Annotated in this window: 22 protein-coding genes; 3 read left to right on the plus strand and 19 right to left on the minus strand. The window is 45.5% G+C overall.

Going from position 1 to position 26,717, the window contains the following annotated elements:
• Positions 1-10: 10 nt before the first annotated feature.
• The 4 genes from DEHRE_RS09140 to nirJ1 all read right to left on the minus strand — a co-directional run bounded on the left by DEHRE_RS09140 (position 11) and on the right by nirJ1 (position 5,066).
• The gene (locus DEHRE_RS09140; RefSeq protein WP_025205831.1) at positions 11-1,672 is read right to left on the minus strand and encodes a spore germination protein; all 1,662 of its coding nucleotides are present in this window, start codon (positions 1,670-1,672) and stop codon (positions 11-13) included.
• A gap of 187 nt (positions 1,673-1,859) precedes the next feature.
• Entirely contained in the window at positions 1,860-2,852 is a 993-nt protein-coding gene (gene ahbB / locus DEHRE_RS09145) for a siroheme decarboxylase subunit beta (protein WP_019226422.1), read from the minus strand.
• Entirely contained in the window at positions 2,853-3,854 is a 1,002-nt protein-coding gene (gene nirJ2 / locus DEHRE_RS09150) for a putative heme d1 biosynthesis radical SAM protein NirJ2 (protein WP_025205832.1), read from the minus strand.
• Positions 3,855-3,875: 21 nt separating this feature from the next.
• Entirely contained in the window at positions 3,876-5,066 is a 1,191-nt protein-coding gene (gene nirJ1 / locus DEHRE_RS09155; RefSeq protein ID WP_025205833.1) for a putative heme d1 biosynthesis radical SAM protein NirJ1, read from the minus strand.
• Positions 5,067-5,347: 281 nt separating this feature from the next.
• Here nirJ1 and DEHRE_RS09160 point away from each other — a divergent pair, with 281 nt between their 5' ends.
• Both DEHRE_RS09160 and DEHRE_RS09170 read left to right on the plus strand, forming a co-directional pair.
• Positions 5,348-5,848 (plus strand): hypothetical protein, encoded by a 501-nt coding sequence (locus DEHRE_RS09160; protein WP_025205834.1) that lies wholly within the window; start codon positions 5,348-5,350, stop codon positions 5,846-5,848.
• 301 nt (positions 5,849-6,149) lie between these two features.
• On the plus strand, positions 6,150-6,686 hold the full coding sequence (locus DEHRE_RS09170; RefSeq protein WP_025205836.1) for a hypothetical protein: 537 nt from the start codon (positions 6,150-6,152) through the stop codon (positions 6,684-6,686).
• A 19-nt stretch (positions 6,687-6,705) separates the two neighbouring features.
• On the opposite strand, the gene DEHRE_RS09175 is transcribed toward DEHRE_RS09170, so the two are convergent.
• The 11 genes from DEHRE_RS09175 to DEHRE_RS09225 all read right to left on the minus strand — a co-directional run bounded on the left by DEHRE_RS09175 (position 6,706) and on the right by DEHRE_RS09225 (position 18,519).
• Positions 6,706-7,059 (minus strand): GIY-YIG nuclease family protein, encoded by a 354-nt coding sequence (locus DEHRE_RS09175; protein WP_025205837.1) that lies wholly within the window; start codon positions 7,057-7,059, stop codon positions 6,706-6,708.
• 3 nt (positions 7,060-7,062) lie between these two features.
• Positions 7,063-7,542, minus strand: a complete 480-nt coding sequence (locus DEHRE_RS09180; RefSeq protein ID WP_015043096.1) for a DUF6530 family protein — start codon at positions 7,540-7,542, stop codon at positions 7,063-7,065.
• A gap of 294 nt (positions 7,543-7,836) precedes the next feature.
• The gene (locus tag DEHRE_RS09185) at positions 7,837-8,226 is read right to left on the minus strand and encodes a PaaI family thioesterase (RefSeq protein ID WP_025205838.1); all 390 of its coding nucleotides are present in this window, start codon (positions 8,224-8,226) and stop codon (positions 7,837-7,839) included.
• 29 nt (positions 8,227-8,255) lie between these two features.
• Complete coding sequence (gene menC, locus DEHRE_RS09190; protein WP_025205839.1) at positions 8,256-9,359, minus strand: o-succinylbenzoate synthase; 1,104 nt, start codon at positions 9,357-9,359, stop codon at positions 8,256-8,258.
• Entirely contained in the window at positions 9,356-10,804 is a 1,449-nt protein-coding gene (gene menE, locus DEHRE_RS09195) for an o-succinylbenzoate--CoA ligase (protein WP_015045141.1), read from the minus strand. The genes menC and menE overlap by 4 nt, the downstream gene beginning before the upstream one ends.
• Positions 10,805-10,896: 92 nt before the next feature.
• A complete protein-coding gene (gene menB / locus DEHRE_RS09200) occupies positions 10,897-11,739 on the minus strand; it encodes a 1,4-dihydroxy-2-naphthoyl-CoA synthase (protein WP_015045142.1) in 843 nt (280 codons plus the stop codon).
• A 40-nt stretch (positions 11,740-11,779) separates the two neighbouring features.
• Complete coding sequence (gene menH, locus DEHRE_RS09205; protein WP_015045143.1) at positions 11,780-12,631, minus strand: 2-succinyl-6-hydroxy-2,4-cyclohexadiene-1-carboxylate synthase; 852 nt, start codon at positions 12,629-12,631, stop codon at positions 11,780-11,782.
• A 15-nt stretch (positions 12,632-12,646) separates the two neighbouring features.
• A complete protein-coding gene (gene menD, locus DEHRE_RS09210; RefSeq protein ID WP_015045144.1) occupies positions 12,647-14,377 on the minus strand; it encodes a 2-succinyl-5-enolpyruvyl-6-hydroxy-3-cyclohexene-1-carboxylic-acid synthase in 1,731 nt (576 codons plus the stop codon).
• Positions 14,378-14,484: 107 nt separating this feature from the next.
• Entirely contained in the window at positions 14,485-15,648 is a 1,164-nt protein-coding gene (locus DEHRE_RS09215) for an isochorismate synthase (RefSeq protein WP_015045145.1), read from the minus strand.
• Positions 15,649-15,906: 258 nt separating this feature from the next.
• Complete coding sequence (locus DEHRE_RS09220; RefSeq protein WP_015045147.1) at positions 15,907-17,118, minus strand: NADP-dependent isocitrate dehydrogenase; 1,212 nt, start codon at positions 17,116-17,118, stop codon at positions 15,907-15,909.
• 147 nt (positions 17,119-17,265) lie between these two features.
• Positions 17,266-18,519 carry an MFS transporter gene (locus tag DEHRE_RS09225; RefSeq protein ID WP_025205840.1) on the minus strand — a complete coding sequence of 418 codons (1,254 nt, stop codon included), beginning with the start codon at positions 18,517-18,519 and terminating at the stop codon, positions 17,266-17,268.
• Between the two features lie 310 nt (positions 18,520-18,829).
• Here DEHRE_RS09225 and rsgA point away from each other — a divergent pair, with 310 nt between their 5' ends.
• Positions 18,830-19,906 carry a ribosome small subunit-dependent GTPase A gene (gene rsgA / locus DEHRE_RS09230; RefSeq protein WP_025205841.1) on the plus strand — a complete coding sequence of 359 codons (1,077 nt, stop codon included), beginning with the start codon at positions 18,830-18,832 and terminating at the stop codon, positions 19,904-19,906.
• A gap of 149 nt (positions 19,907-20,055) precedes the next feature.
• On the opposite strand, the gene DEHRE_RS09235 is transcribed toward rsgA, so the two are convergent.
• From DEHRE_RS09235 to DEHRE_RS09250, 4 genes are all read right to left on the minus strand, one after another.
• Positions 20,056-22,893, minus strand: a complete 2,838-nt coding sequence (locus DEHRE_RS09235) for a phosphodiester glycosidase family protein (protein WP_025205842.1) — start codon at positions 22,891-22,893, stop codon at positions 20,056-20,058.
• 142 nt (positions 22,894-23,035) lie between these two features.
• Positions 23,036-23,866 (minus strand): class I SAM-dependent methyltransferase, encoded by an 831-nt coding sequence (locus DEHRE_RS09240; RefSeq protein ID WP_025205843.1) that lies wholly within the window; start codon positions 23,864-23,866, stop codon positions 23,036-23,038.
• 87 nt (positions 23,867-23,953) lie between these two features.
• Positions 23,954-25,534 (minus strand): glycosyltransferase family 2 protein, encoded by a 1,581-nt coding sequence (locus DEHRE_RS09245; RefSeq protein WP_025205844.1) that lies wholly within the window; start codon positions 25,532-25,534, stop codon positions 23,954-23,956.
• 84 nt (positions 25,535-25,618) lie between these two features.
• Entirely contained in the window at positions 25,619-26,707 is a 1,089-nt protein-coding gene (locus DEHRE_RS09250; RefSeq protein ID WP_015045153.1) for a glycosyltransferase family 2 protein, read from the minus strand.
• Positions 26,708-26,717 lie beyond the last annotated feature (10 nt).

Genomic DNA, 26,717 nt, shown 5'->3' on the forward strand with positions numbered 1-26,717 from the left:
CGTTCCTTGCCTATTTTCTATTCCCCCTCTTTTTAAGTTTCTGCTTCAACTGATTAGCATCGCTGCGCAGAGGTTCCTTGTCTCCGAAGAACCTGGGCCGGGTAATCATTGCCCACCAAGGTACCCGGATAACGGTATCTTTCAGATCCTGCGGTGTCAGCGGCGCGATGGGCGACAAATACGGTACCCCAAAAGAACGCAGACTGCAAAGATGGGTAAGCAGAATCATCAGTCCAAAGATAATTCCCACAATTCCAAAAACACTGGCCATGATAATTAAACTAAAACGGATGATCCGGATGCTGGTCCCGACATTGTAATCCGGAAACGTAAACGAAGCAATCGCTGTCAGACCAACAACTACCACTGAAGTCGGACTGACAATCCCGGCATCGACTGCGGCCTGCCCGATCACCAAACCCCCTACCGTACTGACTGCCTGGCCAACAGTCCTAGGCAACCGTACACCAGCTTCCCGCAGAAGTTCAAAAACCAGTTCCATTAAAAATATTTCCATAGAAATGGGCAGTGGAAGACTTTCCCTGGCTCCGGCCACCGTATTTAGAAGGGATATCGGAATAAGCGCCTGATTGATAGAAAACGCTGCAACTGTAATTGCAGGAACCAGTAAAGCGATATTAATTGCGATGAAGCGGCCTATTCGTGCAAAAGAACCAAACAACGCACTGTAATAATAATCCTCAGAGGCCTGTATCAATGCTATAAAAGTACATGGAACGATTAATACTGAGGGTGAATTGTCGACGATAATGGCAATTCTGCCTTCAAACAGCGAAGCTGCCGCCTTGTCCGGACGTTCTGTATACTGTACAAGTGGAAACAGACTAATTGGCTCATCGGAAATAAATTCTTCAATATAACTGCTGTCCAGAACATTGTCGATCGTGATCCTTTCAATACGCGATTTGACTTCAGCTACAACCTTTTCGTTCGCTACACCCTGGATATAGCAAATATTAACCTTCGTTTTGGACAACGTTCCGACTGTCATGTTCTCGGCCTTCAGACGGCTGGTCCGGATCCTGCGTCTCAAAAGACTTAAGTTTGTTCCCAGATTTTCCACGAAACCATCCCTAGGCCCGCGAATGTTCGGTTCGGTCGTCGGCTCATTGATCTGTCTGATGTTATACCCCTGGACAGAAGCTTTAATGCCAATCGGATACCCGTCAACAATCAAAACGAGATTGTCCTCCAGCACAGCGTTTGCTGCCTCGGAGACCAGAGACAACGTATCGGCTTTGTAATTAGTTAGCAGATGTTGAAGGATGATACCGGGCATATCACCGGCGTTTGTTTCGAGATTCGTGTCCGTATATAGGGCTGTGTTCGTAATAAGATCTGCTTTTGTTTGAAGATTTTCTGTCCTTGCAGAAACCTCCAGCATGATCGGTTTTAAAATTGCGTCATTAATAATTTCAGGCTTACACAGGCTGTCTGAGTAGACAATAAACGCTTTGATTTTTTTGGTAGAGTGCAGCTGAAATTCTCTGAAAGAAATATCCGAACATTTTTCAAAAATCTGCTGCAGGGCTTGCTGGTTATGCTCAATTGCGCTTGACAGAGGCTTCCCGGCTTGGGATTGTTCATCAAGTAAAGGTTTTTCTTTTCCTGTGTTCTTACTGCGTATTTTTGTGATAAGCTGGTCAAACATCCCGCCATTACCGTCCAAATTTATTCTATCCGTTTATTTTGTGTATTAATTCAGTTTTTACTCTAATCTGAAGAAAGATACCGACAGATAATCACCGGACAACAGACACAGATCAATAAAAAAGCATAAAGAATGAGGGGCGCAACAGAACTTAAGTCCCGTTGCGCCCCTCATTCTTTATGCTTTTTTACTCTTCTTCCCTGAAATATTCCATGCTTGTCTTTTTCAATTCAGCATGACTGAACAGCATCTCATATCGTCGTATGCCTGTAACCTTAGAAATTCTCTCCATCGTTTTTCTGCACTCCGACGGCGAATGCCCATGGATCATGGTAAATAGATTATATGGCCAATCCGGAAGATCAGGGCGTTGGTAGCAATGGCTTACTTCCTTAAAGGCGGCCATGATGTGGCCGGTTTCTTCAATCTGCGCTTCTGGAACAACCCATACCCCCATCGCATTTGAAGTAAATCCAGCTTTCCGGTGATACAGGATGGCACCAAAACGTCGCAGCACCCCGTCATGCTTATAGTCCTGGATTCTTGCCCGGACACTTTCTTCTGACCATCCCAGTCTGGAAGCTGCCTCAGAGAAAGGACAAAGCGACGGATTCAAATCACCCTGCAAAATGCGGATTAAGGCCTTATCCCCTTCCCCTGCCTGAAAAGCCGGCTGCCCTTCCGGAGACGAATACCCGGTATTCGCAATGGGCAGCTTATTATTTGTACGCTTTTCCAGGTCAAACAGCACGCCAATCTTGAACAGCCTGGTAGCGGGAAGGCTGTAAACTTCGGGACTTCCCAAAATGTTCTTTGCCTGTTCTAAAATCTGCATCAGCCCGGCCTGCGACCGGGAGATGACCGTAAACCACATATTGTAACGATGATCCCGCAAATAATTATGCGTAACTCCCGGGATTTCCATTAAAAAATCCGCAAGAACGGATATTTTTTCTTCCGGGACCTTAGCCGCGCAAAGCGTGCTGAAATACCCAAGACGACGAGAATCAAAGACTCCGCCTATCCGCCGGATCATTCCTTTCTGCCGAAACTGGTTAACCCGCTGCCATGTTTCTTCTTCATTTAGCCCCAGCATTTCTCCCAAAACCTGATAAGGACGTTCCTCAACCGGGAAGGCCGCCTGGATTCTGGTCAGCAAAATCCGGTCCTTTGTCTCCATTTAGCAACTGACCCCCTTGCGTCCGTGGTATAAACACCAGGGCTCTTCAGCCATGTAGTCTCCATTTTCATAAAAAGCAGCACGAGCCCGGCAGCCTCCGCAGGCTTTTTTATACCCGCAGCTGCCACACCCACCTTTATACGCCAGCGTGCGCAGTTCTTGCAAAACCGGATTGCTGCGCCATATTTCATCAAAAGGTGTGTCCCGGACATCACCGAGAGGCAGATTCAAATACGCACAGGGTTGCACCTGACCCTTCGGACTGATAATGCAATATGCTGTTCCGGCCAGACAGCCGCGGCTGAACCGAGTGTTTACCCCCATCTGTTTGGCAATTCGCATAAACTGCGGTGCACAGGTTGGTTTCAGTTCAATATCAACGGTTTGCTGCTTCTTCATGATCCTGGTCAGCACTTCTTCGTAAGCTTCCGCCCTTAAGGACTCTTCTTCTATAGACACTGCCCGACCTGTCGGCACCAGAAAGAAAAAATGATGCGCCACTGCTCCTTCCCGGACCGCAAAATCCGTAAGTGTTTCAAGTTCATGTGCATTCCAGTCCATCACTGTTGTATGCACCTGGAAAGGAAGCCCCACTGCCTTGCAATTGCGCATACCTTGCACAGCCTGATTCCAGGCTCCGTCATAGCGACGGAAATCATCCTGCTTTTTTCGATCCATTGAATCAAGGGAAATTCCCATCCCCATGGCGCCGGCTTTTTTAAGCTTCGCGGCAAGATCTTCCGTCAACAAAGAACCATTGGTTCCGAAGACAGGCCGTAAACCAAGTTCTTTGGCATAGGCGACTAGTTCAACAATATCTGGGCGCATGAGCGGTTCACCGCCGCTAAAAATCATTATCTTAAACCCTGCTTTGGTGATTTGTTCCAGCAGTGTCCTGGCCTCAGCCGTGTTGAGTTCCTCCTCGGCCCTGCATCCGGCATCGCGGTAACAGTGATCACAATACATGTTGCAGGCATTTGTCGTATTCCAAGAGACAATCATATTCTTCTTCCTCTCCTAACGTCAATCATTAATTGCAGTTTTTTTCCCGATCTCTTCATCCGTTAAGTAACAGGCCGGATCAGATTCCCAAAAATCGCCTGTCACAGCCTCTGCCCTGGTGCGGAAATTGCCGTTGCAGAAATCTAAATACCGGCACTCGGCACATCGCCCTTTGAGAAGTGGTTTACGGTCTTTCAAACCTGCCAGCACTGGTTGGCTCAAGTCAGTCCAGATATCTCCGAACTTTCTCTCTCGGACATTGCCAAACGAGATATGCTGCGTAAACTGATCCGGATGTACATTCCCTGAAGGATCAACCTCTCCAAACGCAATCCCAGAACGATTTCCGCCATTGCAGCCGATGAGTGTCTTTATTTTCTCCGCTCTGGCCGGATCTTCACATAAAGCCCGCAAATAGAGATAAACACCGTCGGCGTGATTATCAACTGTCAGGATTTCCTTGTGCAATCCGCGTTTTTCAAAGTCTCTTGTTCTGCGGATAATGGTATCGAGCGCCTGTCTCGACTCTTCGGGTGTAATATCATCAGCGACCATTTGCTTGCCCCGTCCGGAGTATACCAAATGATAAAAACAAACACGGTCAATTTTTTCTGCTTCAATAAAATCAAAGATACGATCCAGTTCCTCATAATTATGACGGTTAATCGTAAAGCGCAGACCAACGCGCTGACCCGCCTCCACACAGTTCCGGATTCCTCCCATAGCAGCCGCAAAAGCTCCTTCTCTGCCCCTAAACTTGTCATTCACCGCTCTCAGACCGTCAAGCGATACCCCAACATAACCTACACCGATTTCTTTGATGCGCCGGGCAGCTTCCGGTGTTATCAACGTACCGTTCGTAGATAAAGTTGGTCTGATTCCTTTCTGAGCAGTATAGGCGGCAAGTTCAAAAAAGTCGGGCCGCATCAAAGGCTCCCCGCCTGAAAAAAGCAGGACAGGAACGTGAAACTCCGCTAAATCATCAATGAAACTCCTCGCTTCTTCCGTCGTCAGTTCTCCGTTATATTTCTGCGAATCTGAGTCCATATAACAATGGACGCACTGCAAATTGCAGGTTCGCGTCGAATTCCAAACAACCACCGGTCCTGAACTACCTGTTGCTCCGTTTTTAGCCCCATGAGCATGCCTGCTATAACGCAGGGAATCCCCGAAATATTCCGTATCAAATAGCAGCCTCGTAACACTAATCATCATTATGCCCCCAATTATCTTCAATTAAATTTACCTTTACGTATAAATGCTGCCTGAATCTCCCCAATTGGAAATCCCCTCATAGTCAATGTTTTGGAACAATGAGGATGCTTGGCTCTTCGTACAATTATACAGTATAAAATCAAAAATGAATAATGTAAGCTCTACATTAATATAATTCTAAGAATTAATGTCTATATTACCAGTAGGAACCTTTTTAAAATAAATAAAGGTCTGCAAAACAATTAACGCCGTGGTAGGCAAAAGGAGAAATATCTTTTATGAAACAACAAAAGAAATCCCAGTCAAGAAAAAAACTCCCCGGAAGTTCGATTTTCATGTATATCGCATCTGCTTTTATTGCTCTTATCGCTGTTGCACTTTTAGTCAATAATATTTTGTATTTCAACAACACCATTTCGCAGTATACCACGCAAGGCTATCCATATGAAATGGTCGCCAAGGAATTGATTCCCGGTCAACTGCTCCCTGGAATCTTCCAGCCGCTTAGCATCCTTGGCATTGCCGTAGTCCTGTACGCTGCAGCTCTCATCAATCAAAAAATCACCGGATACTTCTGTTCATGTTCCAACAGTGAAACCGTGGTCCATGCTGAACCCGCAGTGGTAAATACAAACACCGTTAATACCGCAGCTGAAGATACCGTATCTGAGGACCAGGCTGAATCCCCTGCTGCAGTGCCCGAGCAAATTGAATCTCAAACTGTAGAAGTACAAGACGCCCAAGACAGCACTAACAACAAGGACAGCACGGATAAATAGAATCTCATACAAATAAAGAATCGTAATAGAACAAGTCTTAAGCCTATGGCGTTGTGCCATAGGCTTTATGCGTATATTTTTCAGTAAAATACGTACCCTTCTGATCATCAGTATAACTAAGATCATCAAGACAAAGGTCAGCACTGCAAACAGAAAAAATTTCTGGGACGTGGTTAAAATAAAAAACTCCAGACTCCAGTTAGATAATAATGCAGATTTTTTTGACCAAATTTCAACGGTAAAAAATACCATTCTAAAATTTCAAAAATAAGTGCACTCTATATAAAAAAGGAGTACTTTAATGCTGAAAATTGGCAGGAGCGAAGATACAATCATCATTGGCCTTCTAGGAGGTTTAATTGGGACGATTGCTATGGATGTATCTAATTTATTAATTTTTAAGGCAGGGAAAACTGAAACACTATATGGTCATATAGCAGGTGGATTATTTGTAGCTCCATATAGAACAAAACGACGCGAGAATTTCATATTAGGTCAATTGGCACATTTAGGTATAGGCTCATTGTGGGGAATTCCCTTAGTTTATACGCTTAAGAAAACGGGTAAAGATCATTACTTGATAAAAGGAGCAGCCATTTCTATGCTTTCTCTAGGCACGCTTATAGGTGGACAGAAAGTTGGTTTCTTAAAAAAATTTCGCTTAACGAAAACGTATTATTCAGCAATCTGGAATCATCTTCTTCATGGTTTAGTTTCTTCTCAGGCCATTGTAATGTTAGCCAACCCAACTATGATTAAAAAAACTAATGCCCGTGAGAGGGATACATCCTTCTCACGGGTCAAAGATTCCAATATACATCATTCCTTGGATACCTAAGAAAACCGCATTGGATACCTTAGAAAATCCTTAGTTCCGGATCCAACTTTTCCGCCCATATCTCTTCAAGAAGCTGAAGGTCTTCTTCAAATTCCTTCATGGTCTGGGTATCTTTCATTTCGATTTCTTCCAGAATTTCAAACTTAAAAGCCTTGGCCCCATATTCATCCCATTCCTGTTGAAGTTTTGTCAGCACACAGGAGCCGGTATCTTTAGAAAAATCAAAACGGTTCTGGAACCGCCTGACATTAACAGCGCCCTGCAGAACATACCTGCCGTTTTCTTTATTGGTAATCATAAAAACTCCACCGGAAGTTTTCCGTTCCTTATATTCATTGCGAAGCTCCCTTTTCCGGTCGGATGTACCCGTCATCGTCTAATACCCCATTTCCTTCAGCAGTTTGGAAAGCGTACTCAAACGTTCTCCGATTAATTCATCGTCATTGCTGAGTACTTGCCTGAATAGTTTGATGTCTCCTTCAATCATTGGATTATCAGTACATACGGCTACGGTCATTGCATCTCCCTGCAGCCCGATCCTGTCAATGACGGGTTTCTCAGGATCATACATTTTTTCATATCGGTAGGCCTCACGAAAATGAAGTGTCGATCTGCAAATCAGGATCGCAAGATCGATCACCCGGTGAAGCGGAAGCTCCTCGGACTGTCTCGACCATTTTTCTCCGGTGAACCGCCAGACCTTCGCAGATATCTCCAGCTTCCCCCTGTCATTCCACTGGGCCAGCCCCAGGGATAATCCTTTGGCGTCGGAATCATAGGCATTTCTGCCGTCAATCCTTTCATAGTCTTCCGATACAATCACAGGTTTATGTTTCAGCGTCGTTGGAATCTTCATAAGTTACCTCTCCTAATTTAGCAAAATTTTATTTTGTCATTTCTTTTATATCAACTAATTTATTATTCACTAAATTACTAAATTACTAAATTACTAAATTACTAAATTAATAAATTAATAAATTAGTAGATTGTAGTAAGAAGATTATCACATTACACCATCTTTGTCAAAAAATACGCCATTACAGGCACAGTGGTACAAATATTTTGACGTCCACAGCTGGACCAGTGTGGTATTATGGCACACAGACCTACCTCCATAATATTTTAAAAAAAAAGGCTTTAACAGCCTTTTTTACACTCTATTGTAATTTATAACCGCATTTGTCACAGTAACCACGGAAATCAGCTCATCCTTTTCATCAAGCATTTCAATCAACCAGACATGGGATGTTTTTCCCTGATGCAGCAGTCTGCCTTTCGCGAGGATATAGCCTTCTATGTTTTTTGTTTTCATATGATTTGCCGTAATATTCTGGCCCACAGCAACCTGGCTATTATCCAGCAGTTGGTTGGAGGCATATCCTGCAGCCGATTCCCCCAAAGCAATGGTTGCCCCGCCATGCAATATACCATAAGGCTGGCTATGAAAAGTCGTTAAATTCATCTTGGCTTCAAACGTATTGTCCTTATACTGTATATATTCAATATTCAGGTAATCTATCAGGTATTTCTGGTTTTCCATCAAGTGGCCCTCCTTTCCCGCGCACGCTGCTAAGCGAATATGTGATGCTCAACGGTATAATCAGCCAGGACATTTTCATCGACAGCAATTCCCAATCCCGGACCCCGGGGTACTTCAATCCTGCCGTTTTGAACCGTGACCTCAGGCCGGATGATATCCTGTGAAAAATAACGCTGGGATGGCGACAAATCTCCGGGAATATAGGTATCCTTCAGACTTGCCAAATGAACGTGCAGTATTTTCGAAATTCCGCTTTCCACCATACTCCCGATCCAATAGTAGATATGATGTTTCCGGCAAAGCTCAATCATCTGCCTGACATAAAACAAGCCGCCAACCCGGCCGGTCTTGATGTTCAAGGCGCGACAGGCTTTTAATTCGATCGCCTTCTCCAGGTCAGCTACACTTAAAATGCTTTCATCCAGACAGACAGGCGTCTGCATTTCTGCCTGAAGTTTCTGATAGTCCGTCAGTTCCGCTTCAGCCAAAGGTTCCTCCAAACACAGCAAACCAAGACCGTCTATTTTCATCAATTCGGGAATGTGCTCGGAGCGAAAGCTTCTGTTGGCATCCGCGAGCAGCTTGAGATAGGGATAGGCAGTTCTGATCATGTTGAGTTTGGCAAAACCGTCCTGCGGTTTGATCTTTATTTTAAAACGGACGTAACCTTCCTGCAGGTACTGTTCAATCTGTTTTAACAGGCCGGCGTTATCCAGATCTCCCAGAACCATACCCGCCTCAATCTGCGTATTGGTCTCCTCCAGAAACACAGCCGCCATGACAGGGATATGCTGACGCCTTGCGTACACGTCCAGCAACGCATTTTCAACCCCTGCGCCTGTCATCGGATAAGCTCTGTCCAGCCAGGCATGAATGTCGAAAGGATGCACAGTCTCTTCCTGCAGCAGCCGCGGAAGATAAGTTTCCAGCAGAAGATGTTTGGCATCAGCAAGCGTTTCCGAAGTATAAAAAGGATCAGAGAAAGCGACAACTTCCCCATAGCCGGTATTCCCAAATTCGTCTGTGATTTTAAGAATGATCGTTTCCCGACAGTTCAGCCTGGTCTGAGATGTTTTAAAGGTAAATTTCAAAGGCATGTCTAAAAGGAATAGCTCTGCTTTTTTTATGATCATGGGTCTCCTCCTCCAGCCAGCATATCTTCCAGCGCCTTGTGACGGATCTTTCCTGTGGTATTCCGGGGAAGTTCAGCCAAAAAAATGATCTCGCTGGGAAGTTTATAGCGGGCAAGTCTCGGAGACAGATAGTCCCTGATCTCTTCTTCGTTTAACGAAGATACTGCAAATAAGACAGGTACCTGTCCCCACTTAGGATCTTTTCTTCCGATGACAGTGCATTCTTTGATCCCAGGGTGTGCGTAGAGTATATTTTCGATTTCCCGCGGATAAATATTTTCCCCGCCTGAAATGATCATATTTTTGCGACGATCGAGAATATACAGGAAACCGTCCGGATCCAAATAACCGATATCTTCCGTAGGGAAAAATCCGAAGATCGTTTCCCGGCCAAGATATCCGTCCATAACCATGGGACTCTGAATCAGGACTTCGCCGCTGCCGTCAGACCCTGGATTTTTGATCAGAATTTCCACTGAATCCAGTGGAAGTCCAACTGAATCAAGCTTATCCGGGTATTGGAGAACGGAAAAGGTTGCCGATTGGCTGGTGGTTTCCGTCATACCGTACGTTTTATAGATAGGGATCTGCCTAACCATACATTTTTCAACCAAGGGTCGGGGTATGAACTCCCCCCCTATAAGCACCACTCTCAAGCAATGCCTGTCAATCCGGTCAATGATTCTGTTCAGCATGGTCGGAACAACCGACAGCATATTGACTTTTCCTTCCTGAACCAGGCTTAACGTTTCCTCTTCCCGAAAGCTTTCCAGCAAGGTTACCGCAGTCCCGTTGTATAAACTGCGCAGTAGAATCGTTAAGGCGCTGATATGATACAACGGCAGAATCATCAGCCAGTTATCTTCTTCTGTAACTCCGAGGCTTTTTTGAGAAGCCTTAACATGGGCAGCAAACTGTTTCCAGCGCAGCGGAACAGATTTGAATTCCCCAGTCGTGGCGCTCGTATTCATAATGACTGCAATTTGTTCCGGGTTAAAATCCGCCGCCGGATCAAATTCTCTGCATGCTTCCGAATCATCTTGTTCTGCAGCATCAGCCTTTACATCATCCGTAACATCATCCCCAACTACATCCGAAAATGACTTCACTTCGGCCGGAAATGACTGGCTGAAATTCACGGCGGCCAGACCATTCTGGGCCAAAACCAGCTGAATATCCAGGGTTTTTACTTGTTTGCCGATTTCTTCCGCAGTTAAACGTGTATTCAGCATCAATACTTCTTTTTGAAGCAACTGTAAGGCCAGAAAAAACAAGACCGTTTGTTCAGAATTATTCGAAAGGAGCGCTACCCTTTTTTGTTTTTTGACATGCGGCAAAAGCCTTACCGAAAGTAAGCTTACGCGTTCGGACACGTCCCGAAACGTCAGGTCGTTGATAAATTTCTTATCCGGTTTTTCAAGGGCTTGTCTTTTTAACCAGTTCATCTTAATTCATACTCTCTATTAAATCCTTAATTCCATCCATACAGATCGTGTATTACATTATTTGGGGTAGGTCTTCGTAATATCCTGCCGGATCAGGGGAATTTCGGGAACTTTTTGAAATCGGGCTCGCGTTTTTCTTTAAAAGCGTCTCTGCCCTCTTTAGCTTCGTCTGTGGTATAGAACAACAGTGTTGCATCCCCAGCCAGCTGCTGCAGTCCGGCGAGACCGTCTGTATCTGCATTGAAAGCTGCTTTCAGGAAGCGAAGGGCAGTCGGCGAATGCTGCAGGATTTCCTGCGCCCATTTCACGGTCTCCTTTTCAAGCTGCTCAAACGGGACGACTGTATTAACGAGTCCCATCTCCAGGGCTTCCTTAGCCGTATATTGACGGCAGAGATACCAGATCTCACGGGCTTTCTTCTGGCCGATGATGCGAGCCAGATAGCCTGCACCGTAGCCGGCGTCAAAAGAGCCGACCTTTGGTCCGGTCTGGCCGAATTTGGCGTTCTCTGATGCGATCGTCAAATCGCAGACAATATGCAGAACATGGCCGCCGCCAATCGCAAACCCGTTGACCATCGCGATCACCGGTTTAGGAATGATGCGGATTAAACGCTGCAGATCCAGCACATTTAGACGCGGGATCTGATCGTCACCGACATAACCGCCATGGCCACGCACCTTTTGGTCACCGCCGGAGCAGAATGCTTCTTTTTCCTGGCCCTGACCGTGATTAGCACCGGTCAAAATAATCACTCCTATATTTTCATCCTCCCGGGCAATCGAAAAAGCATCAATCAGTTCCATAATCGTTTTGGGGCGGAAAGCATTGCGGACTTCCGGGCGGTTGATGGTAATCTTGGCGATTCCGCTGTATTCCTCATAAATAATATCCTCATAGCTGCGGCTGAGTTTTTCCCACGGAAATGTGCTCATTGAATAACCTCCCTATAATACGTATTCTTTTTCTCCGGGCTCATATTCTTTTTCCCGAATTCTTATTACGTCTTTCCGTATTTTCATCTAAAGCATCAACGCTTAGGAACTCGCTAACGACCGCCCGAAAAGTCTGCGGGTCTTCCAGATGCGTATTATGCCCTACTCCGGAAATGGTCTGCCGGATGATCCTGGCATTTAAATGACTGAACTCTCGGCTGATTTTCTGGTATTTTGGATCAAGTTCACCGCTGACAAAGAGGACGGGCATCGTCAATTCGGCCACCCGATCTTTCAAGCAAGGAAACGTTCCCTGACCGCTCGCCAGTAGTGTATTGGCAAGCGCATATGGTTCATTTTGCAGGCGGCGCTGCCTGATTTTCGCTCGGACTTTCTCGGGAAGACGGGCTTGTGTTTTGAAAAGTTCCAAACCTGACCAATAGCTTTCAAACCATTCAATCCCGTTCTGCCGAATATCTTCGGCCAGTACGGCATCATCTCTGCGCCGTTTCTCCCTGCTTAGCTCACCGTATTCCCCATAGGAAGCGCTTTCCATGATAAGTTTAGCAATTTCCCGGGGATATTGTAAAGCATAGGCCAGCGCAATCCGGCCGCCCATGGAATACCCTATCACGCTGTACTGCACCAGCTCTAACTGCTGTATCAGATCATGCAGCGTTTCCAGCAGCGTGGGAAGTCCGTACGGCTGAAGGGCAGACGGTTTTTCAGTACTGCCGTGCCCGGTCAGATCCACCAGGATCAACCGGAAGCCGGAAAGATCAATTTCGTCCCAGGTACCGAGGTTCTCTGAAAATCCGTGCAAACAGACAACCGGCTTCCCGGTTCCCCGTACTTCAAAGTGAATGTTTAGACCATTTGCGGTGATCATCATTTCCTATCATCCATCTTAGTCATTTTCTGACGGCAGCCGGGTATATTTGTCATGCAGTTCCTTGCTTAACTCCAGATCTATTTTTACTTCAATAAGCTTGATGCCTTGTGTGTTCTGAGCTGTTTGGAAACTGAGCTCAAATTCTTCATAATTTTTCGGTTCAAAGTAGGCGATGCCATACAAAGAAGTTAATGCAGAAAAATCCAAGCCCGGGGGGGTTAAGAACAGCGTTTCAAAATATTTTCCCCGGCTCTGGGGCAAGTACCTGAAGATCCCCCCGCCATTGTTATTGAACAATAGGATGGTCAGATCCAACGGGTGATTCTTGGCGATCTGAAGCCCGTTTAAATCATGGAAAAGCGCAATGTCTCCGGTCAGCAGCACCGTCGGTTTACCGGCAGCCGCTATACCAAGGGCTGTAGAAACCATGCCGTCGATTCCATTAGCGCCTCTGTTTCCAAGTACCTTCAGATTTTGCGCGCGGGCCTCCAGAAAATCATCAACATCGCGGACGGCCATACTGTTGGCTGCAAGAATCCTGGATTCTTGAGGCAGAAGATCTTGAAGCCTTTGAATCAAGGCCCCTTCAAACAGTCCTTTTTCCTGTCTGGCTTGTCTTAGCTGCACCCGCATTCTTTGTTGGTAAATGAGCCACCTATCCAAATATTCCCGGCTGCTGTTTTCGGTTTTGACCGACGCTGCAAAAAGTTTAGGTGAAGCCAGTACATAATGATTCGTGGAAAGTGCCGGGTTACGATAGTCAAATACTGCATCGGCCTGGACAAATAATGCGTCCTGATGCCGGGCCAAATACTGCTGAAGGCTTTTCGACACAGGTGTCTGTCCAAACTGGATGACATATTCCGGTTTTAATTCGTCTTTGACAGCATCATCTTTTAGAAATGCCTGGTAGCTGTCCAGAATGACTCCACTTGAGAAGCCGCGGAAATTGGACAGCGGATCGGCAAGTACAGGCGCTTTCAAACGTGCCGCTAGGGCCAGTACCTCTGTATGATAGTCGGCATACGCGTCACCGCCGCAAACAATGATTCCGTTTTTATTGCTGAATGCTGCATCAAATTTCGGATGAACTTCCAAAGGCTCGGCAGGATGCGGATACGAAGACGGGTCGTTGAGGCTGAAAGGTTCTCGGTGAAGTCTAAAAGCATCTCTGTGGCGGCCTGCTGTAAAATCAAGTTTGCTTAAATCCGGCACCAATGGTTCACGCAGCGGGATATTCACGTGGGACACGCCAAAGCTTCCCGTTATGGCGCTGCCGTAAGCTTTTTGCATAACTGTCCTGGCATAGCGGTACATCCGCTCATCTTCTTCGGGTAATGCCAGTTCCTCAAAAAAACTTGCATACTCTCCGTAAATCCTGGTCTGATCAATGGTTTGAGGCGCTCCGACCTGACGCAGTTCGGGCGGCCGGTCGGCCGTCAGGACAATCAGCGGAACCCTGGAATATTTGGCTTCTACCAGAGCTGGCAAATAGTGCGCTGCAGCAGATCCTGATGTACAAACCAGCACGACGGGTCTCTGCATCTCTTTGGCTGCCCCGAGTGCAAAGAAGGCTGCGCAACGTTCGTCAATACTGACATAGATCTCAAATTGATGTTCACTGAATAAAATTGCCAGCGGGGTAGAACGCGATCCCGGGCTGATCACAACTTCCCTTACGCCCAGTTGGTACAATTCATCCACCAGGGCCGCTATGTAATTCGTTGCTGCAAAAGAATCGGTCATCGTCGTACTATCCTCACCTTCATGTCCAACATATTTCAGATCCCAAGCTTAAAGATTTCCAAAGTTGGAATCATAAGATTCCAGGATTGGATTTAAGGACATGGGGGTCAGGGTACCAGGCCCTCCAGAATCGTCCTTAATTTATCGTTCGTCTCGATGTATTCCTCCAGACAATCGGATCCTTCCACGATCCCGCATCCCGTATACGCATAGACCATATTGTCCTGAATAAGGGCCGACCGGATACCGGCCACAAAAATGCCATTACCGTTCTGATCCATGATTCCCAGGGGGGCCGCATACATCCCCCGCTCGTGTTTTTCCTCTCTGGCAATAATGTCAAGGGCAGGTCCGACCGGATTGCCGCCAAGGGCTGGCGTCGGATGCAGACGGGTGACCCAGTCGGTTAAAAGACTGCGGTCTTTTGCCCCAAGACGGGTTTTTAGATGATAAAGGTTTTTCAGGGTCAGAATCCTTGTCTCGTCGATCCATACCTCAGCGCAGTATTTTTTCATCACATCGGCTATGGTATCCCGCACAATTCGATGCTCATGCAGGTTTTTAGGGTCGTTTAGCAGGATCTCCATTTGAGTCCCCTCATCAATGGCGTTACGGGGAATTGTGCCCGCCAGGGCATAACTGATAATTTCATCGTCCGCTTTCTGGACCAGGATTTCCGGCGTAGCACCCAGAAAAGTCCGTCCTTCCTTCGCATACGCAAAAACAAAGCTGTCCGGGTTTTTTTCCCGGAGGCTCTTGAGTACGCTCTCAACATGAACCGTCGTGGCACAACTGATTTTCACTTCTCTGGAAATAACCACTTTATCTACGTTTTTTAAGGATATTTCCTGTTTGACATTGGTGAATAATTCCTGCCACTGCGGGTAATCATCATCAGCGATCGTATAGGTATGGCGGACAGACTTTGTCTCCCTGTCCTCTAACCCACAAATTTCTTCCTTCGGCGCCTGCTCGGGATAGTATAAAAGCTGCTTGCCGTCCTTTTCAACATAATAGTACTTGAAAGCAATGGTTTCATTGCCAAGTCCGGCCCATTTGGGATCACGGACCGACTGAAAAAAGGTTCTGGCAGAAAACACTAGGTCGTAATTCTGATAACTTTCTCCTTCAGCAAAGGTTCTCCAGCGTATTGCCCCGATGATCAGTTCACCGGTCAAGGGATTGTAAAAGAAAAGACGATCCTGTTTGTCAAAATGAGTCCAAAAAGCCAAAGGATTTTCCAATTTCATTTCTTTTTTTAGATACTTCAATTTTTTCCGTCTCCGCTTGTACAAAATTAATTTCCTATAGTATTATCCTACATTTTCGGCGATATATATACTATTTTATCAAAAGGAGGAAAATTTTTCACGTAATCCGCAGTTTTTTTATAAAAAACCATGTTTACCCCATAAATTAAAAAATTTTTTGATATAATAAACAGCCCTAATCCGATGGAAGCTCGGACCAAGGCTGTTTAATCATCCAGTCATTTCATTCAGTTAATCGCTCAACATTATGTGCACGATTTACCCACGGATTCTGTCCAGGGTCTTTTTGGTTTCAAGTAGGAATCCGTCCGTGCTGACAACCGTCTTTTCAGGAAGATCGGAAATCAGGGCCAGGTCTTTGGTCATAATTCCTGCTTCGATTGTCTGCAGGGAAGCGGCTTCCAACTGATCTGCAAACTCGATCAGATCTTTCAGTCCGTCGATTTCGCCGCGTTTTCTTAATGCTCCGGTCCAGGCAAACAGGGTAGCCATCGCATTCGTCGAGGTTTCTTCGCCTTTAAGATGCTTGTAATAGTGACGGGTTACTGTCCCGTGTGCTGCCTCATATTCATAGCAGCCATCGGGAGATACCAGAACCGATGTCATCATGGCCAGACTTCCGAAAGCTGTCGCGATCATATCGGACATCACGTCCCCGTCATAGTTTTTACATGCCCAGATATATCCGCCCTCGGAACGGATAACACGGGCCACTGCATCGTCAATCAGCGTGTAGAAGTACTCAATATCCGCATCGGCAAATTTCTGCTTGTATTCCGCATCAAAGATTTCCTGGAAAATATCCTTGAAGGTATGATCGTACAGTTTGGAAATCGTGTCTTTGGTCGCAAACCATAGATCCTGCTTGACATCGAGCGCATAGTTAAAGCAGGAACGCGCAAAACTCTCAATGGATTTGTCGACATTATGCATTCCCATAATGACGCCTTTGCCAGCAAAGTCAAAAATCGTCTGGCGGTTCACTTCACCGGTTTCACTGGTGAAAACGAGTTCCGCCTTTCCAGCTCCCGGAACTTTGTATTCGACATTGCGGTAAACATCACCATAAGCATGACGGGCAATCGTGATCGGTTTCTTCCAGGCAGAGACCATTGGAGTGATGCCTTTCACAACAATCGGCGCCCGTAAAACCGTTCCATCCAGAATCGCTCGGATGGTGCCATTCGGACTCTTCCACATTTCTTTCAGATTGTACTCTTCAACCCTTTGGGCATTCGGCGTAATGGTAGCGCACTTTACGGCAACGCCATATTTCTTGTTGGCCATAGCGGCATCGATCGTAACCTGGTCATTCGTCTGATCCCGGTATTCCAGGCCAAGATCGTAATACTCAGTTTTTAAATCGATATAGGGCAGAAGCAAGATTTCTTTAATAGATTTCCAGATGATTCTGGTCATCTCATCGCCATCCATCTCTACCAGTGGGACGTTCATTTGGATTTTCTGCATTTTGTCCTCCTTAATATATCTAAAAATGTCTAAAATCGAAAGCTTTTGTCAATGACATAATTTCGACTGCTATTATACTATAAAATATCGAATTGATATACAAGCAAACACAAAGAATAATACAGAATTCATTTCTGCCATCTTCTATTACTCTTGTCTTTCCGGCTCAATCCGGGTTTTATTTCCAAGCAGGAAAAACCCCTGAATAAACAGCAACACACCAGTTACGATCAGCATCCACTCTATTTTAATTACATCAGCTAAAGGACCGAACACCAGCATCCCAAGCGGCATCATGGAACTTGATATCATAGTCAGAACACCGAATACCCTGCCTAGAAAATCCCCTTCCACTTTTTCTTGCAGCAGAACCATTGCCGGGACATTGAAGATGGGCATGGCGACCCCGATCAGGAACATAAAAAGAAGGTAAATCCAAAAAACCGGAACAACCCCAAGCGCGAGGGTACATACCCCAATCATTAACGCTGCCACGGTCATCGTGTTGACCCGGTTTTTGAGGCCTCCCCAGGATGCCATCCCGAGTCCGCCGATAACCATGCCAAGCGAAAACGCAACTTCAATTGCAGTCAGCCGCCAGACATCATTACCGAAACTGCGTGTAACCTGAAGCGGGGTTAAAAATGCAGAAGGCGCTGCCAGGAAAAAGAAAACAGCTGTAAATAGAAAGAAAATTTTCAAAAATGGATGGTTAAGAACATACCGGATCCCTTCTCTCAGATCACCGAAGTAACTGACGGTTTGCTTCTGCAAGGCTTTGGCATGGGCAGCTACCCTCAGGAATACAAACAATACCATCACAGCAATGGCAGCTGTGACCACATCAATAAAAAAGATTGTTTCAATTGCAGCTATGGCTAACAATGCTCCGCTGATCATCGGTGATACCAGCATGACCAGCGACTGAATACTGCCGTTGATGCCGTTGACCTTGGTCAGCTTATCCTGCGGAACAAGCTGAGGTAAAAATGCACCTACAGCTGGCGTCTGAACAGCTGTTCCAAACGCACGCAGGGCAGCCATCACAAACAGAAGCCAGACGGTTTTGTAGCCCAGCAAAAAAAGAATGGCCAGAATAAGGGTAACTGCCGCAATGAGCGTGTCCGACAGCATGATCAGGTTTTTACGGTTATAACGGTCAGCCCAGACTCCGGCAAACGGAGAAAGCAAAAATGTCGGCAAAAATCCGCAGATGATATAAACCGTCATCATCACACCGGACTGCGTGCTTAAGGTGATGTACCACATCATCGCGTACTGAACCAGCGATGTCCCAAAGAGTGAGAGCGTCTGGCTTGCTATAAACAGAACAGTGTCTGTCTTCCAATTCGATCCGTTTGGCAATTCCGTTATGCTTGGCGTATTTTTTAGGTCAGGCATAGCAGTAATTTCTCCCATCTATTGATACTTTTTTCTAAACGTTTCTCAGAATAAACCTGATCTTTTGACATCAAGGATAACACGAATACGATTATCCTTGATACACATTTTCCTCTGGTGATTGGCATTATGGTATAATTATACTGTATTTCAACATTTACTTTAAACCAAAGGAGTATTTTTTATGATGAAGTTCTATCTCACTTACGAGCCCCTTGTCCTCTGTCGGGAGGGCAAACAGGTTTACTAAACTTGTACCCTCCAAAAGATTTTCTAACATGACTTGAGATGAATAATTTTGGAGGATGAAATGAATAACAACTTTTTAGCTGCCTACGGGCTGAACGATCGTTTTGCACAAGAAGCAACTTTATATCAGGGTTTATATTTAGCAAGGGTCATTGAACAGTATCGGGATTTTTATCATGTGATCGCTGAAAATGGCGAGCTTCAGGCTGAGGTATCCGGCAAGTTTATTTTTAACGCCAGAAACAACGCAGATTTTCCGACCGTCGGGGATTGGGTCATGATTGACCGCTTAAACGAGCATTCCGGCAACGCGATCATTCACCAGGTGCTTCGCCGCCAAAGTGTCTTTGAGCGGAAAGCTGCAGGAACAACCCATGCTGTCCAGATTGTCGCGGCCAATATTGATGTCGTATTTATCTGCATGTCCCTAAACTACGATTTTAACGTGCGCAGGCTGGAACGCTACCTTACCATTGCTTTCAACAGCATGGCAACTCCGGTCATTGTTCTGACCAAGGCTGACCTCTGCACGGATTTAGACAGAAAGCTTCAAAAGATTTCGGATGTCTGTGCCGGCACAGACGTCATTGTCTGTTCAAGTATGACAGAAAACGGTTACCGGGATATTTTAACCTATATTGCCAATGGTAAAACAGTTGCCCTTATCGGTTCTTCCGGCGTCGGAAAATCGACCCTGATTAACCGCCTGCTGGGCCAGGAAGTGTTAGCTACCCGGGAGATCCGTGATGACGACAGAGGTCGGCATACAACGACCAGCCGCCAGCTGTTGCAGCTTCCTAACGGAGGCCTTGTCATTGATACGCCAGGGATGCGGGAGCTGCAGATTGAATCCGGTGATCTGGCCCAAACCTTTGATGATATTGCGGAATTTGCCCACAAGTGCAGATTCAAAGATTGCTCCCACACCACGGAACCAGGATGTGCGGTACGCAAAGCGATTGAAAATGGTGAACTGCTGCAAGACCGGGTAAACAGCTATCAGAAACTGCAAAAAGAGCTTGCTTACGAAGGTTTAAATTCGCGGCAGCTTGAGCAGGAAAAAATCAAAAACATGTTCGGCAGCAAAGGCGAAATGAAGCAGGCCATGCGCCAGATCAAAAATAAGAAACAAAGATAGTACGAACCCCAGTAAATTGATTTCTAAATCCCGTTAAAAAAGATCCGGAACTTTACCTCGGGAAAGCCGAAATACAAGTTGACTTTAGCTGATTGGTTTTTTTCCATTCAGCTAAAGTCTTTTTCTTTCTATAGCGCTTTTTCACGTTTTTATAGCGCTTTAAATTCGTAGGTAACTTGATCACCTAGAACGGTAACAATCAGCTTATTGGCCTGTTTGCCTGCTGCGGAAGTGTTGAAGCCCGCACAGGAAATGTATCGTACTCCCCTGTCCAGCTGAACTTGATCCGTGGAGCCCGGATAAAAGACATAGACATTTTTGCCGGTCTCCTTGTGGTAATCCGCTAAAGTATCCTTAAGTAAAGCAGCTTCTTTGGCATTAACAAATGAACCAGGGGCACAGTCCATGGATACAAAGATTTGATCGCCTTTGCTGCTGTTTAATTCTTTGAACAGCGAGGTCCATTGCGCCGGGTCAGTTCTCCGGAGCCCGCCTTTGCAGCAATCAAGCTGAATGAAAGTACTGTTCTTGTAATGAAAGGTTTTATACCCGCTGCCAGTTTTCATAGCAGGTTTGGTCACTCCTCCGGCTAATTTGGCAGCGTTTGCTCCGGTGTAAATGGCAAGATCCATATTTTTATTGATAAACGTATTCAGTTGCATCAAGCTTTGTTGTTTGGATTTGCTGCTGGGCTGCACACTGCTTCCAAACACCGCAAACCTGAAATTGCTTGATCCCGCAGAGAACGTTGCCGCCCGGTTGGCCTTATCCGTAAGTACAGTATTTTGGGGTATCTTGGCAGTATCAATGGCAGGATGATTGCTCACGCTTGCCGTAAGCTCATCCCAATAAATCACTCCGCCGCTATTGGAAGGATCCGTGTTCCGGACGTAGAGTCTTGTCAAATAGCGCGGGGAATTGATACTTCCAAGAGACGTGCTGACCTGTCTCCATCCATTCCAGCTCATATCCGCTGAAAATTGGACCTGATGCTTTTTACCGTTGGCATCAATAATTTCTCCCATGAGTTTATTGGTATTCTCCAGAGAATTATAAACCCAAACAGCAAGGCCTGACGTATTGGCGTTAAGCGGAACCCCTTTGTTTCCAAAAAGGATGGATGCCTCACCAGGGTCCTCCGTATAAAGAAAATCATACATCAGTTCTCCGGATGTTTGACCTGCATAAACCTGCCCGCTGCTGATCCGGTAAGAACCCCTGACATTTTCCGAGCTTGCTGAGAATGTCCCAAAGCTGTCTTCAAAAGCATATTTATTTTCCGCATTTTCCGAAGATACGGCAACCGCACAGTAGGCATGAGCATTGCCGACGGAAGCCTCGATATAGCCTATACCTGCGTTCTGAGCCTGGAAGACACCATTAAGACAATCTCCGATGCCGATGCTGCCGTATACCTTCCACTGAATATCTTCCGGCTGAATCCGAGCTGTAAATCCCTCCAGACTGCAGCCTGTAACCTGTATCGTCTGGCTTTGCCCTGACGGCAACTTGCTTTCATTGGTACTCAGAATAAGTCTTGCAGGGGCGCTTAAAGAGCAAATATCCAACTCAGCCGTCAAATCCCCTACCTTTGCGGTGACTTTTCCATCCCCCACGGAAGTCGGACGAAGCGTACTTCCTGTAAACGTGCCTTTGATACCGCTGACTCCCCACTTCACATCCTCAGGGTCAATGTCCACCGGGTTCGCGTATTGGTCTACTCCTTTAAGTGTAAAACTTCTCGAAGTATTGACAAAAACATTTGGACTTTCGGTTTCAATGATTAATCTTGAAAGTGTTCCGGCAGGAGCCAAAGAAAAAATCCCGATGGCGTTCGCAACCGGCCTTAATGTTCCCTCTGAAGGGACATTGGCAACCTGGAGCTGCTTTGTCCCAGGGGTTCGGGCTACCATAGTCGTTGACCCGCCTCCGTCAAGTATCATGGCATTGTAAGCGCCCAGCTGCAGCATCAGTTCTGCTGACTCTTTTTGGGTAAGACCGATACTGTTGTCCTGTCTTCCGTCCACAGTAACCAGAATCAGTTGTTTGCCGTCCTGCGTACTTCCTGCGAGCGTGCGGGGATTACTCTGATTAAAGCTGCTAACATTATATGAGAATTTATCGGGTATCTGACCGTCTCTAACCAGAATAGAAGCTCCGGTGACTGACATTTGAAGGCCGGACCAGTCCGGGGTCGAGTTTAGGCTTAGGGAAGCTTGTCCGCCAATTTGCAGACTTTGCACCAGTTCTGCTGCTTGTTCTCCCCTGGAGATGATTACAAAGCCATTAGTAGGAATCGCTGCGGCTGACTGAGCCTGACGCACCTCCACAACCCGGCCGTCAGATACAAGAACTTCAACCAGGTCAGGATAGGCAGCCGAAGCCCCTAGTGTGGAAGCCCCCCATTTCTTATCAAGAACGGTAATATCGGTATAATTCCGACGGCTGGGCTGGTTGTACTGAGAAACAACAAACGGCGCAAAATCAGGGCCAATCAATTGAAGCTCATTTTTCCAATAGTCAATACTCAATTCGCCGTAATTGCTTAAGCTTAAAGAAGCCATTTCATTTTTATTTTGATTATACCAGCCGGCTGTCGACAACAAGCTGCCATCTTGAACGATTGGTCCGTCGGCATAGCCGGTTCCCGCATTTATTGCATTGAAAAAACTGGCATTCACCGCTGCCACAGCGTTATCTTGTTGAGCTAGAGCGGGAACAGTGACGAGTTTTTCTGTGATCTGATCGTTTGTCAATGTATCAATTCTTATATTAGGATTCGTCGTATCGATTCGTAAAACATTAATGTTTAACCAGCCGTTCAAAGTGAATCTCGATATATTCTCCAAAGTTGCCCCAGCAGTAATCGTTTGCAGGGTGCTTGATTGGTAAAGCGCAGCCGGCAAGGCTGCTGCTTCACTTGAAAGCGTTGCGACGAATAACATCATGGCGATAACAACGGATAATGCTTTTTTAAATTGAATCATGATTATTTGTTTGTCTCCTCTTTCCGTCTAATATTTCTGTCTATACACAACAAAAATTTGGAATTTCTTCCAACTTATTTTAAGTATACACCTTTGCCTGCTGTTTTATCTACCTTTTTTACATAGTTTTTCAGAGCACGACCTATAAAAATAATGAAACTGCAATACAGAACAGTTCATGCCCCTGGTGCTGAGACTGCAGCCGTGCTATCATTCCCATCATCTGATCGAGGGATCCGCTATCAGGCCTGTTCGATATTTTTGATAAAGCGTTCAGGTCCGATTCCATTTTTTGATACGTTTCCCTCGAAAAAAGTGAAACTGGCTTGAGTCCTGCCTCTTCCAGAAGCAGGGTCAGATTCGTAGCATTATAATGAAACAGGTGATCCCTTTCCATAAAAAGCGGGGAATAAGGTCCGTAAACCGCGTTGGTGAATGAATCCCTGTTTGGAATGCTGAAAAATATTTTCCCATCCGGTTTTAACAAACCGGATATTTCTTTGAGGAATCCCACCGGATCAGCCATATGCTCCAGAACATGCCAGAACACAATTGCCTCAAATTTTTTATTTTGTTCCAATACGCCAGTCTGCCATACATGATTAATCATTTGAATTCCGAATCGTTCATCAGCAAATATACATGCCTTTTCAGACGGTTCTACACCCGTGGCCTTCCATCCCGCATTTTTAGCCATGAAAATAAATTCGCCTGTACCGGAACCGATTTCCAGAAGGTCACCTTTATGGGGGCAAAACACTTCCAGCAGCAAAATATTAAAACTTGCATGCTGCAGAAAAGTATCCTGGATGTACCGCTGGCGCATCATGATCCAGCTGTCGTCATACGTTGCGTCAATCAGACCGTCTGGGCTGCTGCCCTGTATGATCAAAGCAACGTGCTCGTTCATAATTAAGTCGCATTTCAGGCAATGAATCAGTCTGAATCCGCTGTATTCAAAAAAAACTTCCAATTTACATCCTTCACATATAGGGCATTTTTCTATTTTGATACCTTCCATCACGATATTCGGTTCTCCCAACAAGTGTATTTGATATAACTAGCGCAATGGACTGTCTTCCCATTCGACCAGTCTGGGGTTCGGGTCAAGGATAGACTCATACTGTTCTTTCCAGCCATAACGCGATTCAGGATCAAGCTGCAAATACCGCAGGTACTTCGCCAAACGGTCTTTCGGGTCCGCCCAGCCCAGATGTTTGATCCTCAGATCGCCTAAAGCATAGGAAAGCATTGTAATATTTTTGGGAAACCTCCCGCAGTGCAGGGGGATTTCATTCCACTCGGCTTGAAAATCCGGCCTGTACCTGATCAAGAAAGGCCGATAAATGGAATGGGCTTGCCAGTACTTATCTTCCCTGTAATGATTGTCATCCCAGAAATCATATAAACGGAAAAAATAAAGGTCCACATCAGGATTACAGATTAAATCCTGGACTTTCTCCTTAAATTTACGTTCGAACATTTCGTCTGCATCCAGGTTTAGGATCCATTCCGGATTTGTCCGGACCGTTTCTTCCCACTGCTGTTTTCTAAGTTCCACTTCATTTTGAAATCTTGATACCGGGTTCTGAATGATCTGATACGGAATCCCCCGAAGTATCTTTCGGCAAAGATCGACACTGTTGTCCGTACTGCCGTCATCAATAATGACAGCTTCATCTATATAGTGCCTGTGTTCTTCCAGCACTTTTTCCAGATAGCGATTTGCTTCATTTTTCATAATCATTGACAGCGTTAATTTCGGTCTATGAACACTTAAATATTTTTTATTTGTTCTCTCTTTTATTTCTAGTCTACCTTTATCGACGTCGCACTTTTTCTTAAAATCACTTACACCTTCCAATGCTGATTCCCGGTAAATATGATAAGCAGGATAATGCGTATCCACAAACAAGTCTAACCCTAGCGCCTTGACCCGAATGCAGAAATGGCGGTCTTCTCCCCATAAAGTCAAATTTTCTATTTCCCTGAAACAGATTCCTTGAAGCAGGGCTTTTCTGCTCATCAGTGTGCATGCTCCGAGACCTCCTACTTCGTAAACGCCGGGGACTTTCAATTGATTGAGAAAAGCCTGCTGCCTCTTCATTTGTTCCTCCGGGGTCAGGCTCTCCCCCCTGGGCCTGCGAACCATATCATAGCTGTCATACAGCCACACATTGGGCAGCTCCGGAGTTTCCGGATACCACGTCGTCCAGAAGATTTCAGAAATAATATTTTTGCCGGTTCCAATCAGGTGGGTGATGGTTCGAGGATAAAGAAGCAAATCCGAATCAACTAAAAACAAATAATCGTAAGAACCTTCAATCGCTTTTTGAATCATAAAATCTTTAAACTTAGCAACCTTCCATATCAGGTGCTCTTTCCAGTAATGGGTTGCGTCATCACATACGTAGGTTTCAGGATTCTTTTCTTTGTCCACGGATTGATACAGTCTGACCGGTTTGTTTTGGGCGAAAAGCAGCAGCTGCCGGCTGGACTCTTCCTCATGATTATCATCAACAAAAATATACTCGATGCATACATCTTCCTGTTCCAGTCTGGTCAGCGAATCAAGGAATTCTCGTAAGATATTGGATTTTTGGCAGACAGGGCTTCCCAGCAGAATCTTTTTCTTCTCCATTATTTTGACTCCTGATTATAGATTGCCGATGCCTAAAGTGCGTTGGTTTATTTTGTATATCATCATCTTTGTATATCATCATCTTTAATTTTTACTGACGACGCTACCCAGTAAAGTTTCAAAATATTTTTGATTATGCAGAACCAGCTTGTCATCCGGCTTATACTCACCGGCCTTCTTGTTATAGCGGATGGCCTCCGCCAAGTTACCGGATTTGAAGTAACAGGCGCAAAGCTCCATACACGGAATATAACCGTAACAATCATGGACGACAGACCCCCAGCTTTCTTCCGGCTTTTTTATCGTGGCTGCCAGCTCATACCAGAATATTGCTTTGGGATAATCCTCCGCAGTTTTATACAAATGACCGATCTGGCAGCAGACTTCCGCCCTGGGAAGATCGTGCTCCATACTTCGCAGCAACGCTTTAAGCGCATTTATCCGGTCATTTTTGCTCAAATAGCAGTTGCTCATATCGATGCTGGCATCAATATAATTAGATAAAAGCCCTCCCTCGGTATCGAGGAATTTGTCGTAGTATTGAATGGCTTCGTCAATTCTGCTGTTAATATAAAGCTCCCGTGCGTAATAAAAACAATTTCTGTCGCTTAAGATCCGGCCTTCGGAAATAATCTTTTCAAAGATCTCCAGATTTCTTGCGGTCTTCCGTTCAACTTTTTTATGGGTCACACAAATGTCCGAGTTGATAATGTTTCCTTCAATTTTTATATATTCGTGAATCGGGTCTTGCCAAGTATAATTCATCGACCTTTTCAGGAGTCTTTCCCGAAAAAAAGTACAGACAGCATTCCCTTTATCATCAACGCCAAGGTTGTATCTCATCATCACAATATCCACTTGCGGATTCAGGGTCTCTTTCAGCTGCCGGAGCTTATTTCCGTCATCCTCCAGCAGCACATCATCCGCATCCAGCCAGAGAATATAGTCCTGGGTAGCTTGGGCAAAAGAAAAATTCCTGGCTGCTGCAAAATCATCTATCCACGCAAAATCATAGACCTTGGCTTGATAACGGGCAGCAATCATTTTGGTTTGGTCCGTCGAACCAGTATCCACAATAATCATTTCATCGGGTATATCTCTGACACTTTCAAGGCATCTTCCGAGCGTCTTTTCCTCATTTTTTACAATCATGCACAGGCTAATTGTGACCATTTCTTTCTCC

Source organism: Dehalobacter restrictus DSM 9455 (assembly GCF_000512895.1).
In the GTDB taxonomy this organism is placed as follows: Bacteria; Bacillota; Desulfitobacteriia; order Desulfitobacteriales; family Syntrophobotulaceae; genus Dehalobacter; species Dehalobacter restrictus.

Excerpts from the sequence above, each read along its gene's own strand:
- DEHRE_RS09140 (WP_025205831.1), bottom strand. The coding sequence starts at position 1,672 with ATGTTTGACCAGCTTATCACAAAAATACGCAGTAAGAACACAGGAAAA.
- ahbB (WP_019226422.1), bottom strand. The coding sequence starts at position 2,852 with ATGGAGACAAAGGACCGGATTTTGCTGACCAGAATCCAGGCGGCCTTC.
- nirJ2 (WP_025205832.1), bottom strand. The coding sequence starts at position 3,854 with ATGATTGTCTCTTGGAATACGACAAATGCCTGCAACATGTATTGTGAT.
- nirJ1 (WP_025205833.1), bottom strand. The coding sequence starts at position 5,066 with ATGATTAGTGTTACGAGGCTGCTATTTGATACGGAATATTTCGGGGAT.
- DEHRE_RS09160 (WP_025205834.1), top strand. The coding sequence starts at position 5,348 with ATGAAACAACAAAAGAAATCCCAGTCAAGAAAAAAACTCCCCGGAAGT.
- DEHRE_RS09170 (WP_025205836.1), top strand. The coding sequence starts at position 6,150 with ATGCTGAAAATTGGCAGGAGCGAAGATACAATCATCATTGGCCTTCTA.
- DEHRE_RS09175 (WP_025205837.1), bottom strand. The coding sequence starts at position 7,059 with ATGACGGGTACATCCGACCGGAAAAGGGAGCTTCGCAATGAATATAAG.
- DEHRE_RS09180 (WP_015043096.1), bottom strand. The coding sequence starts at position 7,542 with ATGAAGATTCCAACGACGCTGAAACATAAACCTGTGATTGTATCGGAA.
- DEHRE_RS09185 (WP_025205838.1), bottom strand. The coding sequence starts at position 8,226 with ATGGAAAACCAGAAATACCTGATAGATTACCTGAATATTGAATATATA.
- menC (WP_025205839.1), bottom strand. The coding sequence starts at position 9,359 with ATGATCATAAAAAAAGCAGAGCTATTCCTTTTAGACATGCCTTTGAAA.
- menE (WP_015045141.1), bottom strand. The coding sequence starts at position 10,804 with ATGAACTGGTTAAAAAGACAAGCCCTTGAAAAACCGGATAAGAAATTT.
- menB (WP_015045142.1), bottom strand. The coding sequence starts at position 11,739 with ATGAGCACATTTCCGTGGGAAAAACTCAGCCGCAGCTATGAGGATATT.
- menH (WP_015045143.1), bottom strand. The coding sequence starts at position 12,631 with ATGATGATCACCGCAAATGGTCTAAACATTCACTTTGAAGTACGGGGA.
- menD (WP_015045144.1), bottom strand. The coding sequence starts at position 14,377 with ATGACCGATTCTTTTGCAGCAACGAATTACATAGCGGCCCTGGTGGAT.
- DEHRE_RS09220 (WP_015045147.1), bottom strand. The coding sequence starts at position 17,118 with ATGCAGAAAATCCAAATGAACGTCCCACTGGTAGAGATGGATGGCGAT.
- DEHRE_RS09225 (WP_025205840.1), bottom strand. The coding sequence starts at position 18,519 with ATGCCTGACCTAAAAAATACGCCAAGCATAACGGAATTGCCAAACGGA.
- rsgA (WP_025205841.1), top strand. The coding sequence starts at position 18,830 with ATGAATAACAACTTTTTAGCTGCCTACGGGCTGAACGATCGTTTTGCA.
- DEHRE_RS09235 (WP_025205842.1), bottom strand. The coding sequence starts at position 22,893 with ATGATTCAATTTAAAAAAGCATTATCCGTTGTTATCGCCATGATGTTA.
- DEHRE_RS09245 (WP_025205844.1), bottom strand. The coding sequence starts at position 25,534 with ATGGAGAAGAAAAAGATTCTGCTGGGAAGCCCTGTCTGCCAAAAATCC.
- DEHRE_RS09250 (WP_015045153.1), bottom strand. The coding sequence starts at position 26,707 with ATGGTCACAATTAGCCTGTGCATGATTGTAAAAAATGAGGAAAAGACG.